The 13,272-nt window shown below is 68.4% G+C and carries 12 protein-coding genes, 1 tRNA gene, 1 pseudogene and 1 riboswitch; of the genes and pseudogenes, 5 read left to right on the top strand and 9 right to left on the bottom strand.

Annotated elements, in window-relative coordinates:
• Nucleotides 1–334: 334 nt before the first annotated feature.
• Nucleotides 335–589, bottom strand: a complete 255-nt coding sequence (locus CRP39_RS03130; RefSeq protein ID WP_097204277.1) for a hypothetical protein — start codon at nucleotides 587–589, stop codon at nucleotides 335–337.
• An 81-nt stretch (nucleotides 590–670) separates the two neighbouring features.
• Here CRP39_RS03130 and CRP39_RS03125 point away from each other — a divergent pair, with 81 nt between their 5' ends.
• The gene (locus tag CRP39_RS03125) at nucleotides 671–1,564 is read left to right on the top strand and encodes a maleylpyruvate isomerase family mycothiol-dependent enzyme (protein ID WP_097204275.1); all 894 of its coding nucleotides are present in this window, start codon (nucleotides 671–673) and stop codon (nucleotides 1,562–1,564) included.
• 62 nt (nucleotides 1,565–1,626) lie between these two features.
• Here CRP39_RS03125 and CRP39_RS27955 read toward each other — a convergent pair whose 3' ends face one another.
• Nucleotides 1,627–2,829, bottom strand: coding sequence for a M23 family metallopeptidase (locus CRP39_RS27955; protein WP_097204273.1), 1,203 nt, complete (start codon nucleotides 2,827–2,829; stop codon nucleotides 1,627–1,629).
• 11 nt (nucleotides 2,830–2,840) lie between these two features.
• Nucleotides 2,841–2,990: riboswitch (cyclic di-AMP (ydaO/yuaA leader) on the bottom strand.
• Nucleotides 2,991–3,422: 432 nt separating this feature from the next.
• On the opposite strand from CRP39_RS27955, the gene pstS reads away from it, so the two are divergent.
• The 3 genes from pstS to CRP39_RS26315 all read left to right on the top strand — a co-directional run bounded on the left by pstS (nucleotide 3,423) and on the right by CRP39_RS26315 (nucleotide 5,018).
• Nucleotides 3,423–4,508, top strand: a complete 1,086-nt coding sequence (gene pstS, locus CRP39_RS03115; RefSeq protein ID WP_245853530.1) for a phosphate ABC transporter substrate-binding protein PstS — start codon at nucleotides 3,423–3,425, stop codon at nucleotides 4,506–4,508.
• A 46-nt stretch (nucleotides 4,509–4,554) separates the two neighbouring features.
• A tRNA-Ile gene (locus CRP39_RS03110) sits at nucleotides 4,555–4,631 on the top strand.
• Between the two features lie 114 nt (nucleotides 4,632–4,745).
• Nucleotides 4,746–5,018: a hypothetical protein gene (locus CRP39_RS26315; RefSeq protein ID WP_143426552.1), complete on the top strand. Its 273-nt coding sequence runs from the start codon at nucleotides 4,746–4,748 to the stop codon at nucleotides 5,016–5,018.
• Here the strand turns inward: CRP39_RS26315 and CRP39_RS03105 are convergent.
• The 6 genes and pseudogenes from CRP39_RS03105 to CRP39_RS27355 form a co-directional block, all read right to left on the bottom strand.
• Nucleotides 4,958–5,922: pseudogene (locus CRP39_RS03105) on the bottom strand (IS481 family transposase). The gene CRP39_RS26315 and the pseudogene CRP39_RS03105 overlap by 61 nt on opposite strands.
• A 167-nt stretch (nucleotides 5,923–6,089) precedes the next feature.
• Nucleotides 6,090–7,334, bottom strand: a complete 1,245-nt coding sequence (locus tag CRP39_RS03100) for a HEPN/Toprim-associated domain-containing protein (protein WP_097204270.1) — start codon at nucleotides 7,332–7,334, stop codon at nucleotides 6,090–6,092.
• Between the two features lie 9 nt (nucleotides 7,335–7,343).
• Nucleotides 7,344–8,258 (bottom strand): DUF5655 domain-containing protein, encoded by a 915-nt coding sequence (locus tag CRP39_RS03095; protein ID WP_097204268.1) that lies wholly within the window; start codon nucleotides 8,256–8,258, stop codon nucleotides 7,344–7,346.
• A 67-nt stretch (nucleotides 8,259–8,325) separates the two neighbouring features.
• A complete protein-coding gene (locus CRP39_RS03090; RefSeq protein WP_097204266.1) occupies nucleotides 8,326–8,871 on the bottom strand; it encodes a hypothetical protein in 546 nt (181 codons plus the stop codon).
• A complete protein-coding gene (locus tag CRP39_RS03085; RefSeq protein ID WP_097204264.1) occupies nucleotides 8,868–9,572 on the bottom strand; it encodes a PD-(D/E)XK nuclease family protein in 705 nt (234 codons plus the stop codon). The genes CRP39_RS03090 and CRP39_RS03085 overlap by 4 nt, the downstream gene beginning before the upstream one ends.
• Complete coding sequence (locus CRP39_RS27355; RefSeq protein ID WP_245853528.1) at nucleotides 9,569–10,063, bottom strand: type I restriction-modification system subunit M N-terminal domain-containing protein; 495 nt, start codon at nucleotides 10,061–10,063, stop codon at nucleotides 9,569–9,571. Before CRP39_RS27355 ends, CRP39_RS03085 begins: the two co-directional genes overlap by 4 nt.
• Before the next feature lie 870 nt (nucleotides 10,064–10,933).
• Between CRP39_RS27355 and CRP39_RS28305 the strand changes: the two genes are divergently transcribed.
• Nucleotides 10,934–11,512 carry a restriction endonuclease gene (locus CRP39_RS28305; protein ID WP_425432546.1) on the top strand — a complete coding sequence of 193 codons (579 nt, stop codon included), beginning with the start codon at nucleotides 10,934–10,936 and terminating at the stop codon, nucleotides 11,510–11,512.
• Between the two features lie 861 nt (nucleotides 11,513–12,373).
• On the opposite strand, the gene CRP39_RS03070 is transcribed toward CRP39_RS28305, so the two are convergent.
• Nucleotides 12,374–13,237, bottom strand: a complete 864-nt coding sequence (locus CRP39_RS03070) for an endonuclease domain-containing protein (protein ID WP_097204260.1) — start codon at nucleotides 13,235–13,237, stop codon at nucleotides 12,374–12,376.
• Between the last annotated feature and the right edge of the window lie 35 nt (nucleotides 13,238–13,272).

Genomic DNA, 13,272 nt, shown 5'->3' with positions numbered 1-13,272 from the left:
CGGACGATCGATTCGGTGACAGGCTGTGTTCGGCGGTCGTGGACCAGGGGTCCTGGGAACAGTTTGCACGATGGTCACCCCATCGCGCCAGTGCGGAAGGGGCGGATGAGTCACATGTGACGGATGGTCACGGGAGTGGCCACTACGCGCTGGTCAGCGGCCATACCACGGTGACGGCGCACCCGTCCACCGTGCCCTGGGTCGCCGCTACGCCTCCAGCCCGGCGCTGCGCAAGGCCTGCGTGGCCCGGGTACGGCGTCTGCCACCTGCCCGGGCCGGTCATCACGGACCGTAGTGGTCAACGCCTCGTGGCCGCCGGTACGACACCCGGGAGTCACCCACCCAGGGTCGCCTGCAGGTCCTCCCGCGGGACGACCCTCGTGGCGCGGCAGGCCGCGCCCTCGGCCCCCGGCTCGGTCCAGTCGACGTCCACCACCTGGCCGGCGCGGAGCGTGCCGCCGTGCGGGCCGTGGACGACCGACGCGTCGACCCAGCAGTCGCCGGGCAGGTCGGGGGCCTCGACGAGCCCGCCGTGACGGGCATCGTCCCAGCGGATCACCGTGCCGCGCGTCGTGCCGGTGCGAGTCATGCCCCCAGGCTGCTCGGGAGCGCCTCGCCGGACAAGCGGTCGCAGCGCATCCCGCCGGACCGGCCGGGTACCGGCCGCTCCATGGTGCGCTCCCAGGGGATGGCCGACGCCGGACGCGACGTGGTGGCCGGGCTGGTGCTGCCGGCGTGGGACGCCTTCCTCGACCAGGCCGACGCCGTGGACCTCGGCCGGCCCTCCCGCCTGCCCGGGTGGCGGGTCCAGGAGATCTGCGTCCACCTCGGCTGCTGGGACGACCACACGGCGCTCGCGGACCTCATCGCGTCCGCCCGGGCCGGGGGCGCCGGCACACCGCCGCAGGTCGACGCGACCAACGCGCGCGTCACCGCCGCCCATCGCGACGCGACGCGCGCGGAGGTGCTCGCCGCCCTGCGGCGCAACCGTGACGCCACGGCCCGCTACCTGGTCGACGAGCCGGCCGGCCTCGACACCGCGCCGGCCGTCGCGGTCGTGGGCACGCTGCCACTGCTCAGCGTGGTCCTGGGGCAGGCGTACGAGCTGGCCGTGCACGGCCTCGACCTGACCGACGCCGGGGCCCCGCCGGTGCCACGCCCGGTCCTGCAGGCCGGCCTCGCGGCCCTGGCCGACGTCACCGGCGCGCTGTCCGCCTCCGTCGGCATCACCGGCGGCGCCACCCTGACCACGCCCGAGGGCGGCTGGACGTTCGCCGCCGACCCGGACGGCTGGACCGTGCGACCGGCTCCGCCCGGGGCGCCCGCGGGCACGGCCGTCGAGGCCCCGGCCGACCTGCTGCTGGAGGCGGCCTCGGGGCGGGTCAACCCGGTGGCCGCCCTGGCCCGGCGGCGCCTGAAGGTCCACGAGCTCGGCGGGCTGCTGGCGCTGGCGCCGGTCGTGCAGGTGGCGCCGGGCATCCCAGGTGGGCCGATCCTGCAACTGGCCGCGCAGACCCTCGGCGGGGTGGGCGGACTGCTGGGCCGGCTGCGCGGCCGCCGCTGAACGCGCGACGGCCCGCGGCCGCCCGGGTCGCCCCGGCGGCCGCGGGCCGGACGACGCTCAGCTCAGCAACCGCCACCGAGGCTGATGCCGTGCTGCGCCAGCCACGGCATCGGGTTGACCCGGTTGGCGTAGAGCCCACCCTGGTGCACCTCGAAGTGCAGGTGCGGCCCGGTGGACTGGCCGCGGTTGCCGACCTCGGCGATCTGCTGGCCGGCGGTCACCACCTGGCCGGCGGTCACGAAGAACCGGTTCACGTGGCCGTAGAGCGTGATCTGCCCGTCGCCGTGCTGGACGTACACGGCCTGGCCGAAGCCGCTGGCCGGGCCGGCCTGCAGCACGACGCCGTCCTCAGGCACGGAGATCGGCGTGCCGATCGGGGCGGCGATGTCGATGCCCTGGTGCATCGTGCCCCAGCGCGCCCCGTAGCAGGAGGTGAGCCGGCCGGCGGCCGGCATGCCGGTGGTCCCCTGGGCGCGGGCGTCGAGCCGCGCGGTGAAGGCGGCGGCCGGGTCGGCGGCCCCCTGGGAGGCGAGCAGCCGCTCGCCGGCGGCGCGGTACTGCTCGTCCAGCGCGGCCTTCTCGGCGGCGACGGCGTCGTACTCGGCCTGCGCCGCGACGAGGTGGGCGTTGGCGGCGGCCTCGGCCTCGGCGGCGACGCGAGCGGCCTCGTCGAGACGGGTGACGGCGGCGCGGGCGGCCTGGTCGGCCTCCTGGACCCGCTGCTCGACGGCCAGGAACTCGGTCAGCCGCGCGGCGCGCTGGTCCCCGAGGCGGTCCATGGTCGCGGCTCGCTGCAGGAGCTCGGTGGGGCTCTGCGCGTCGAGGAGGAGCTCGACGTCCCCGTAGCGGTTGTCGGCGCCCATGTAGGCCTCGCGACCGAGCGTGGCCACGTCGTCCTCGGCGGTGGCGACGTCGGCCTGGGCGGTGGCCAGCTCGGCGGCGGTGGCGTCGGCCTCGGCCTGGGCGGTGGCGAGCTCCGCACGGGCGACCAGGGCGGCGTCCGCGGCGGCCTCGGCCTCCACGGTCATCCGCTGGAGCTGCTCCTCGGCGGCGGTCAGCAGCTGCTCGATGCGGGCGACCTCGGCGGCCAGCTGCCCCTGCTCGGAGCTGCCGGCGACGGCGGGTGCGGCGAACGCGGCGGGGGTACCCGCGAGCAGGCCGCCGACCACGGCGGCGACGACGACGGCCCGGCGCGGGACCCCCAGGAACCGGCGGACCGGCCCCACGCGGGCAGGCAGGGTCTTCAGGTGGTGCAGGGTCGCCAAGGCGACTGTTCTCCCATCCTCGCGACCGCCTACCGAGTTAGCTGACGGGTTCGGGCCGGACGGCGCCCTACCCGCCTGCGCCCCCAACGCAGGCAGGACTCACCCCAGTGGAACGGTGGGTCCCCGGTCCGCCTCGTCCCCCGGAGGGGCGTCGGCGGTTCAGCGGGGCCTGACCGGTGCCCTCGTGTGTCGAGGAGCGGAGCCCGGCGAGGCCGACGCGAAAGCTACTACGAGTGCACCCCACCGGTCACGATCGAGTAACACACCCTGCGCGCCTTCTTGCCTGAAGGAGTGACTATCCGCTACGGCGTGTCATCATCTGACCCCGGAGAGGTGATCTTGTCCGGCCATCCGGGCACCGCCGTCCACCGGACCTGACCTGCACGGACGCCGCCCTGCCTCCTCGTTCCCGCGCAACGGGTGCCGCCTGCCCTCCCCCGCGCCCGCGCTCCGGACCCGGGGTGAGACTTCGCCCACTCCTGTCCGCCACGCCGGGGCCGCCACGCCCGGGGCCACCGCCTAGGGTCGGGCCGGACGCCCGGCGGCGAGCGCCGGGCCCGCAGCGGAAGGCGCCCGTGTCTGTCCAGAGGAGGGTGGCGGCCGGGATCGGCGCGGTGGCGGTGGCCGGCGTCGTGGTGTTCGTCGCCACGTACGTGCCGCCCAACGAGCGCGGCGGGGACGGCGCCCCGGGCAGTGACCTGTCCGGCTCCCTGGTGGGAGCGGGCGCCAGCAGCCAGCAGGCGGCGATGCAGGGCTGGACCGCCGGCTACACCGTCGTCCAGCCGGGCGTGACCGTCGACTACGACCCCGTGGGCTCCGGCGGCGGGCGGGAGCAGTTCCTCGCCGGCGGCATCGACTTCGCAGGCTCCGACGCGCCTCTGGACGACGACGAGCTGGCCGAGGCCGCGCGGCGCTGCGGGGAGGCGGGGGTGTTCGAGCTGCCCAACTACATCGCCCCGATCGCCGTCGTCCACAACGTCCCCGGGGTCGACGACCTCGCCCTCTCCCCCGCCACGCTGGCCGCCGTCTTCGCGGGGGCCGTTCCGAGGTGGGACGACCCGGCGATCGCCGCCGACAACCCGGGGGTCGCCCTGCCTCCCACGACCATCACGCCGGTGCACCGCAGCGACGAGTCCGGGACGACGGAGAACTTCACCGAGTACCTGGCCGCGGCCGGCGGCGCGGCCTGGCCGCACGAGCCGGACGGCGAGTGGCCGCTCGAGGGCGGGGAGGCCGCCCAGGGCAACTCCGGCGTCGTGGCGGCGGTGGCCGGCGGCGAGGGCACGATTGGGTACGCCGACCTGTCACAGGCCGGGGACCTGGGCGTCGCGCGGATCGGCGTGGGTGGGGAGTTCGTCGCGCCGACGGCGGAGGCTGCCGCGGCCGTCGTCGAGAACTCGGCGGTCCTGGAGGGCCGCGGCGAGTACGACTTCGCCCTCGAGCTGGCCCGGACGACGAGCGGCAGCGGGCAGTACCCGATCGTGCTGGTCAGCTACCACGTCGGCTGCGTCGAGTACGAGGACGCGGCGACCGCCGAGCTCGTCGCGGACTTCCTCCGCTACGTGGCGAGCGAGGAGGGCCAGGCGGCGGCCGCGGAGGTCGCCGGCTCGGCGCCCGTCTCCGACGCGCTGCGCGAGCAGGCCATGACGGCGATCGACGCGATCCGCGGCGCCTCCTGACGCCGTCGCCGCGCCCCGGCCACCGTCTGGCAGGCTGGAGCCCGTCGGGGCGGTAGCTCAGCCGGTCAGAGCATGGGACTCATAATCCCTGGGTCGTGGGTTCGAGCCCCACCCGCCCCACCACCAGGCAAGACAAAGGGACTGAGTCCCGTACCGAGCTTGTCCAGCAAGGGACTACGCCGAAGGATGGGGACGTTGCACCCCATGTCCGCAGCATCCGACGTCCCAAGGACTGGCATGCCCGCCGCCCACCGCTCCGCCGCCGCGATGGACGATTTGTCCGTCCTGCTGCCCGACTGGTGCACCCACCTGCGCGCCCGGAACGTCGCGCCGTCCACTATCCAGAGCTACCTGACCGTCGGCGAGAACCTGCTGACGTGGCTGCGCGCCCAGGGCATGCCGGCCACCGCCAGCGACCTCGGACGTGACCACCTAGATGTACCCGGCCATCAGGTTGGTGCCAGCCGGCTGATCGGAGGGCGGCCGCCGAGTGCGCTGTGGCGGCGCTGAGTGTTGTAGTGCTCGATCCAGGGGGCAAGGAGCGCGGCGCGTTCGTCGTTGCGGGTGAAGGTCTGGCGGTAGGCCCACTCGGTGGCCAGGGTGCGGTTGAGTCGTTCGACCTTGCCGTTCTGCCAGGGGCAGTGCGGCTTGATGAACTTCTGCCGGGCGCCGAGCGAGGCGCACACGGCCTTGAGGGAGTGCTGATAGGCCCACGCGTTGTCGGTCATCACCCGCTCGATGCGGGGGATGCCGCGTGCGGTGAAGTAGGCCGCGGCGCGGGCGAGGAAGCCGGCGCAGGTGGTGCCCTTCTCGTCGGTGAGGACCTCGGAGTAGGCCAGCCGGAAGTGGTCGTCGACCAGAGAAGGACGTAGTCGTAGCCGACCCTGGTGGCCCGGTCGCGGCTGGTGCTGCCGGCGGCGCGACCGTGCGCGCGCCATCCGCCGCCGTCGGGGATGCGGGCCAGCTTCTTGACGTCCATGTGCACCAGCTCGCCGGGGCGGGCTCGCTCGTAGCGGACCGCGGTCACCTTCGAGGACCGGATCACCTGCCCGGTCATCGGGTCCAGGGCGGCCAGCCGGGGCTGCCCACGGCGAACCAACACCCGGGAGACGGTGCGGGCCGGCACGCCCAGTTCGGCGCCGATCCAGGCCGGTCCCCGGCGTTCCCGGCGACGCAGCTCGATGATGCGGTCCTCCACCTCGGCTGCGGTGCGCCGCGGGCTGGTGCGCGGGCGGCTGGACCGGTCGACCAGGCCGGCGTCGCCCTCGGTGTCGTAGCGGGTGATCCAGGTCCGCACGCACTTGCGGGAGATCCCCATCGCCGCGGCGATGTGCGCCTGACGCCAGCCGGCCCGATGCCGGGCGATGATCAGCTTGCGGCCGTGGATGGTCGTGCGGGCGTTACCGTGAGACACGGGAACCTCCGAGCGGATGTGGGCCTTCGACAAGCCACACCCCACTCGGAGGTTCTCCTTCGTTCAACCCGGACCGCTGTCACCAACGTCCTGGCCAGGTACAACTAGCGCCAAGGCTTGAGAACTTCACGTGTATAAGACGGCCTCCACCATGGCCTCACCGTGGCTTACCCACCTGCTGGTGCATCTTCGGAGAGGGCGAGCCGGAGCGTCTCAATGATGGCGTCTATGCCGGACCAATCCTGGTCCGGCAGTGGGGAGCTGGCGCTCATAGCAAGCTCCACTTTCTGGTGAAAACGCTGCTGCAGTTGCCGCTTGTGCATTAGCTCGCCTTGGTACGCGCCCACCCCTTCTATGTAAGACCGCCATTGAACCGGCGTAAGCTCGCCATCGACACCCGTAAGCACATCTGTGCCGAGGTACATCTCAATGCTTCCCGCCAGTCCATTGACGTCCATTGACGCTGGTCCGGCGGGCCCGAGGGTGGGATAGTGTTCCGCCAAGTTGAGGTGAGGGTAGTGCACTATCTTATAGTGTTTCGGCAGAGTCAACTTGAGCGCACGCCTCGCATCTCTGGCCGCAGAGTCGTTGTCCAGTAGTAGTATGACCCGATTGCTGATGCCGGCGGCAGCAAAGCTCTTGAGCGTGCGGACCCCTGACGAGGCACTGCCCTCTGCGCCGTCGGCGAAGTCAAAAAACCTGATAAACGACTGCAGGTGGGGATAGCGAACGGCTAAGGCCTCGTGGAGGATCCGCGCATCAGTGCTCCCCTCAGTAATGATCACTGCGGGGCTGCCGTTAGCCATCGCGTAACTGAAGTACGCAGTTGCCGCAGCCTGCGGGTTGAAAGCCGCATCAATATGGTTCCCCTCACGCATTGGGGAGACGTCGAGACGTACGTCGTCCGCGGGGTCGAGCGCCATGACTAACGCTCGCAGCAGGAGGCGCGGATCGTCATCTTGCCAAATACGCAGGAGGGAATCGAGTGATACAGGACTTCCGCGCCGTCGAGCAGTTCCCAACTTGGGGGCTGGAAGCGCCTCCGCCACCAGGTCAACCCAGCCGGACAGTTCCAACCCTTCAAGGGCGTCGATCTCAGGCTGAAGAAGCTCCTCGCCAATCTCTGGAAGGAGTGCCTTCTGCCACTCTAACCATTGATCGAGATTGCACCCGAAAACCCTCTCGCTGGCTTTCTTGCCTAAGCCAAGGAAGTCGAGGCGATCTGCCAGTATTCCGGCCGTAGCGACGAGGACGGTTGCATAGGCGTCGGGGTAGTCGTCAAGCTCTTCTGGATCTCGCGGCTCCCGGACGACATCCGAACTCGTGAACAAGAAAAGGAAGGTCGGCTCGACGTCATCGTACCAACTGAACGCCTCTAAATCGCGAATGCGCAACCTTGCGATCCACCCCATCACAAATCCTTAGCTCGCCGCGTAGCTCAGGTCCAGGAGTGGCTGGGCCCGCGTCACGTCCGCGGTGTTGGTAAGGCTCAGTTCGAGGTCCCCGGTGCCGAAGTGTCCGATGGAGCGGACGTCACGGAAGAACTTTTCTTCCAGCGTAACCTCGTCGGGGTTGACCTTGACGTAGACGAGCAGCTTCCCGGATTGCGGGTGTACCTCGACACAGGCGAAGTTCTTTAGGCGACGGAAGGCGTAGTAATTCTTATTCACGATCTTGGTGACGTCGTCGCCGAGGTTGAGGAGGTACTGCTCCAGGGCGTCGTAGGCGTCCTTCAGTTTCGGCGAGGCGGCCGCGTGCAACTGGCTGACCGTCTTCGGCATGCTGCTCGTCGTCGAGGTCGGCATGATGGTCGGTTCGCCGGCCGCGGTGGCCTTGGCGGTGGTGGAGGCGACAAGTTCAAGAGCTAGCAGCTGGTCGTCGTAGCTGCGGTACCGGACCAGCTCGGTGCTGCGGTTCATCTGCCCGATGGCGTGCTCGTCGTAGCGAGTGAAGTCGCCCGCGACGCAGACCAGCCGCGGGTTAGACCAGTCGACCGTAACCGTGGGGCCAAGCTGCTTGAGGACCAGCAGCTCGAAGTCGCCGCGGTGGTCCATGAGCCAGTCCAGGTAGAACAAGCCCTGGGTGATGACGTTCTCGTTCACCGCGCGCTTGTACTCGAAGATCACCGGGTTGCCGTTCTCGTCGATGCCGAGCGAGTCCATCCGGCCGCCGTGCTTCTTGCCGGTGGAGTACTCGCTGGCCAGGCACCGAACGCCGAACAGCGTCTCCATGTTGTGCTCGATCAGCGTCTGCAGCGACTTCTCGAGTGTCATGGCGGTGCCACTCAGCTCGACCGCCTTGCCCTGGCCGAGCTGGAACAGCTTCGGATCCCCCATGGACAGCCTCCGTAGCGTCGAGATCGTGGAGCTGGACGTCGGATGAGAGCGATGAGGCGATCCTTGACTAGTTGTCCACGACCTCGTCGAGCACCCCGTGCAGGGCAGACCAGCCGGCCTGGAAGATCATCAGGCAGTGGTCCACCCACGGCTCGAGCGTCGTCGAGTCCGCAGGCTGATCGACCCAGCACCAGTGGGGGAAGGCCTCCTCCCAGGGCTCCTTCCAACCGAGGGCGCCCGCCGCCGATGCGCACTCTTCCCGGAGAAGCTGCGACCGGGCGCGACGACCGATGCACCCGGATGCGAGGTGGATGCCGACGTAAGGGCGTTCGATTCTGGCCGGGGTGAGCAGTTGACCCTTGCTCCACGCGAGGACCAGGGACAGCCGCCAGCCAGCCTCGTTCCAGGCCGGCTTGGTCAGCCCCACCTTGGACCATGCGCCGTCCTCCTCGACGAAAACGGCTTCCGGGGAATCAGCCCAGGAGATCATCTGGTCGCCGAGTCCCCGCAACTGTGTGATGAATAAGGAACGGGCGACATCGCGCAGGGTCGCCCACTCCTCGATCAGGGCCCGGTGGCGAAGGTAGAAGGCCGTCTTTTCATCGGTGCTCACGCGAGCTTCTCCCCGTGGTGATGGTGCAGGGTGGTCAGGTAGTCGTGAACCCCGGGCGCGGGATCACGCCCGGGGGGCAGGGCACTGATGGCCAACTCGACGTCGGCGGCGATGTCGGCCCAGCGCAGGCACCACCAGTCCGACACGCCCTCCCCGGCCGTTGTCGGCGGACGTCCGTCGCGGGTTAGGAAGACTAGGACGGGGTGCTCATCGGCCCACTCGGCGGCCAGCCGGATGCATTGGTCATGCTGCTCCCCGGCCCCCACCTTCGACTCGACGAGGATCGTGACGCCGGGAACCCGTACTAGAAGGTCCGCTCGGGTGTCGTTGCGCTGCTCCTCCCGGACGATTCGCACAGGCTGCGTGCTGGTGCTCTCCACGCCGAGCCGATCGAGGAAGCCAACGAGCAATCGGTCGCCCAGCCGATGAAACCCTTCCGGATCAAGGAGCCAAGCCAGGCCGGCGGTCAAGACCAGCTCGTTGCGCTCCAGGCCCGCGGCCTCCAGGAGCGTGCGGGGCCCACCGAGCCAGTCGCCATGCTCGCGAAGCCAGGCCATCTCTCCGGCCATGGAGTCGAGCCGCGTGGTCCAGTTGGCGACCATGGCGCGGTCGGCCTGGGCGCGCCGGTCATCCAGCGTGGCCCAGTCGGCCCGAAGGGTGGCCAGGCGGTGTTCCCACGCGGCGATGGTGGGTGCGCTCATGCGGCGTTCTGGGCGTGCTTGCGGCGGGCGGCCCGGTACGTCTCGCGGGTGATGACCTGCAGGGCGGCGTCGGCGAAGGCCTGGTCCTCCAGCATGGCCTTGAGCAGCCGCTGCGAGCCTTCCTGTCGGGCGAACAGGGCCCCGACGATGTCGTCGGGCTTGATCGTCAGGGCGAACTGTTCCTCGGTGTTGTCCGCGGCGCGCTGCTGCACGTCCTCGTTCTCGGAGAGCAGGCTGGGCAGGCCGACGTAGATCTCCAGACCGTCGGGTTCGGACAGGTCGTAGCCAAAGGTGGCATTGAACGACTTGATCAGCTTCAGTTGCTCCGCGCGGGCCAGCACCTGCGGCTTGGTGTCCTCCAGGACGGCGTCCAGCCGGCGCAGCACGAGCAGCGGCAGGATCACGCCGCGGTACTCGGCCGGCTTGTAGTCACCTCGCAGGAGGTCGGCGACCTGCCAGACGAACTGGACCTTGCCCTCGAAGCCATGCACGCGCGTGATCTCCCGGTCGGCTGTTGCTCGTCGACAGTTTCGGATCGAGGCCGTCCGGAGGGTTCATACCTGATGAGGCCACCCGCCGTCATTAACACCTTACAGTCCGTGACACATGGGACTCTTGAGCCTTGTGGGGCCTGGCTGCGCACCTCGCCCGTTCAGGTGAACTTCGGAACGGCCGGCAGCGGATCGATCGACGCTGATGCTGCCGAGTATCAGTACGACGAGGTCACGGAACTCGCGCCGTCTGGGTGCGCGGACCCGCCAGGCTGATCGTCGTCCGCCGGAGGTGGCCCGGGACGCGAGAGCGCCGGCGCTGGCTTTCGGTCAAGGCCGCCGTGCCATGGCCGAGCAGGACGGCGGAGCAACCTAGGACTCTCGGTGATGCGCGGGCGACGGCGGCCTACCATGTAGCCCGCCATCCCCAACTCGGCGAGCCGCAGCCATGCATCACGCTGCTCGCAATCGACAGTAGGCCATGACTGAAGAGACATGTGATAGCGACAGGATCAATGAAGATCTCGATTTGTGGCTCCGAGAGATTTGGAAGCCGCCCGCGAAGCGGAGCGACAGGCACATCGAGTACTGCTTTCCTAGCGACAGATTAAGTGAAGAGTACTTGGCTTCGGTGGCCATGCGGCCTGAGCCGGAGATCTTTCGACTGATACGAAGCTTTTTGGTTCCTCAGGGTTCTTTGGGGCACAATCGCCATCTTGTGCCCAGATTGGCCATTTATCCCAAGCGGCGAGGCTACTCACTGAGTTTGAGCTTCGCCTGTATAGGCGAGTTCGGGGCGACCAGTCGGCCACACCATGGGAGGGCCTCACATGGGTGCTGGACCTCGTCCGCTTCTGGCCTCTTGACGCTATGCGAGTCATCAACGCCTACGTGCTTGCGCATGCTCAGCAGCTTCCAGACGGCAGGCTCAGTGGCCTCCAGGACGCCATCGCCCTGATCCGTTCGTACTTCCTAGGACTGCCATCCTCGTTGGAGGAGACCCTGCAACTTCTCAATCAATTGGACAGCCGAAGCTTCGAACATTTGGTTGATGAGCTCTACAGGTCAATGAGATACGAGACTCGCTTAACTCCCGTCAGAAAGGATGGCGGTCGAGATATCGACGCAACCCGCGAGGACAGGGGGCACCGAACCTCCCTCCGGATTGAGTGCAAGAACTGGTCGAGGCCAGTGGGTGTCGAAGAAGTGAGGGCGTTGTATGGCGTCATTGAAGACGAGAAGATTGAGAAGGGCCTGATCGTGGGTACAAGGGGTTTTACTAGCAGGGGACCCACGACAGCCGCCGCCTTCGCCGCACGAAATTCCCGCCTGGAATTAGTCCCAGGCGAACGCCTCGTTAGGATGTTGAGTGAGCTGTTTGGGCGAGGATGGCCCAGTAGAGTAGATCAACTGATTGATCAAAGTAAGGTCCGCCAGGCGACCCATTAGGACTGGCGTGCTTCGCGTGTATCCGCACGAGGAAGCAACCATACGTACCGGGCTCACTCTCGGAGCCAGCACGCATGTCTCTGACCCCAGGTCTGTTCAGTTGTTGGGGCACAGTGAGCTGTCGTACTCGTCGAGGTCGCGGTAGGCCGATAGTGGGAATGTCGAGAGCCGTCACGTGACGCCTGTGAGGGGAACCAGTGAGCGATGCCGCCGCGTGGGTTGGCTCTATAGCAACCTCTTTGACCCTCGTTGTTCTGGTGACACAATTGATCGCGGATCAACGGCGACGAGCTGCTGCAAGCCTTCGGGCACAAGCCGAGCGGGTTTCGGCCTGGGCTGTGGCGGCCAACATGGGTGATGGCCGCGACGCTGTCCAGTTGCTCAATAACTCGGACGAACCCGTATACAACGCGGTCGTCTCTCCGGTCCACGTGCAGGGGGCTGGCTGGAGGGCCGGCGAAGAAATACCGACTGGCCTGCAACACTATCGGAGCGTGTTGAGCGTGCTACCTCCAGGGACTTGGGAGACCAGTGTGGACGGCGGTGGAGGTGGCATGAATTTGCACTTAGGGATTGAACTTGCCTTCACCGACAGGGCAGGAGAGCATTGGCTTCGCAGGGCGACTGGGAAGTTGGAACACCTGAAGCAGAGCGCCCCTGGATATTACGACTTGGATCTCCCATTGGGTCTAAGTCTCCCCAGGCGCTTCAATACCGAGTAGGCCAGATCCAGGGTAAAGGGGCCATCTTGTAGTGAGGGATGACGGCTTTAGGCTCATTGCCAAGCAGGGCATCAGGCGGTGCGGCTCAGTGGCGTGGCCTGCGGCGACTTGGGCCAGCACGACGGCGGGTTGAAGCGGGTCAGGCCGCGCTCTTCAGGTATGCACTGGCCTTCAACAGGACGGCGGGGTCGTCGTCCAACAGTCCGATGGTCTTGTTGCATCGGTGGCACAGCAGCCCGCGGACACGGCCGGTGGTGTGGCAGTGGTCGACGGCGCACGCACCGCTCTGGGACGACTCCATGGCCCGGTAGTCCGCTAGAGTAATGCCGTATTTCCTCTGCAGCCTCTCGTCCCTCGTCTTGTCCGTCCTGGTTGAGGCCGCATTGTCCTTGGCCTTACAGGAACGCCCGCAGTAGATAGTCCCCGACCGCTTGGCCGGCGGGATCGGCTCGTTGCAGTAGCGGCATCGTCGGTTCAGCAGCTTGAGGGGCTGCTTGATCCCGCCGCGACGGCATCGCTGGTACTCGGCGGCACACTTGGGGCACCAACTCGGCACGACGTACTGCCCGGTCCCGTATCGCCCGCCGATCCGCCAGTAGGCGATGGCCACGGACGGGTAGCCGCACCAGGCGCAGTCCCGCCGAATCTCCTTGAATCGGATTCCGGCGGCCGACAACCGTTCCTGCGGCGTCGCCCAGCGCAGGTTGTCCAAGTGGTTGTTCGTCCGGTCCCCGTCTCCGTGGAGGGCCTCGTGGGACGACGAGGGGCACGGGCTGCCGAACACCTCCAGCACCAGGCGGCACGGCCAGGTGGGGTGCCGCTGACCATCTCGGGTCAGCAGCACGGGGAGGTGCGAACCGCGGTATTGCGGCGTGGGACGCATGACGCGCCCCGTCCGCCACTTCCGCAAGCGCCCGTAGTCGCTCACCTCGTAGGCGGGGAACTCGGGCACCCCGCGCCACTCCTCGATCAGTTCCCAGTCGAGACCTTCACACCCGGCCACGGCAGGCGACCGAAGCGGCGTCCGCCGACACTACG

The sequence above is a fragment of the Geodermatophilus sabuli genome (genome assembly GCF_900215145.1).
In the GTDB taxonomy this organism is placed as follows: Bacteria; Actinomycetota; Actinomycetes; order Mycobacteriales; family Geodermatophilaceae; genus Geodermatophilus; species Geodermatophilus sabuli.
This window is presented reverse-complemented; position numbering and strand designations above follow the sequence as displayed.

What these genes read in the sequence shown, in the direction of transcription:
- CRP39_RS28305 (WP_425432546.1), top strand. Translation starts at nt 10,934, where the DNA reads ATGCGAGTCATCAACGCCTACGTGCTTGCGCATGCTCAGCAGCTTCCA.
- CRP39_RS03125 (WP_097204275.1), top strand. Translation starts at nt 671, where the DNA reads ATGGTGCGCTCCCAGGGGATGGCCGACGCCGGACGCGACGTGGTGGCC.
- CRP39_RS03130 (WP_097204277.1), bottom strand. Translation starts at nt 589, where the DNA reads ATGACTCGCACCGGCACGACGCGCGGCACGGTGATCCGCTGGGACGAT.
- CRP39_RS03085 (WP_097204264.1), bottom strand. Translation starts at nt 9,572, where the DNA reads ATGAGCGCACCCACCATCGCCGCGTGGGAACACCGCCTGGCCACCCTT.
- CRP39_RS03100 (WP_097204270.1), bottom strand. Translation starts at nt 7,334, where the DNA reads ATGGGGTGGATCGCAAGGTTGCGCATTCGCGATTTAGAGGCGTTCAGT.
- CRP39_RS26315 (WP_143426552.1), top strand. Translation starts at nt 4,746, where the DNA reads ATGCCCGCCGCCCACCGCTCCGCCGCCGCGATGGACGATTTGTCCGTC.
- CRP39_RS03095 (WP_097204268.1), bottom strand. Translation starts at nt 8,258, where the DNA reads ATGGGGGATCCGAAGCTGTTCCAGCTCGGCCAGGGCAAGGCGGTCGAG.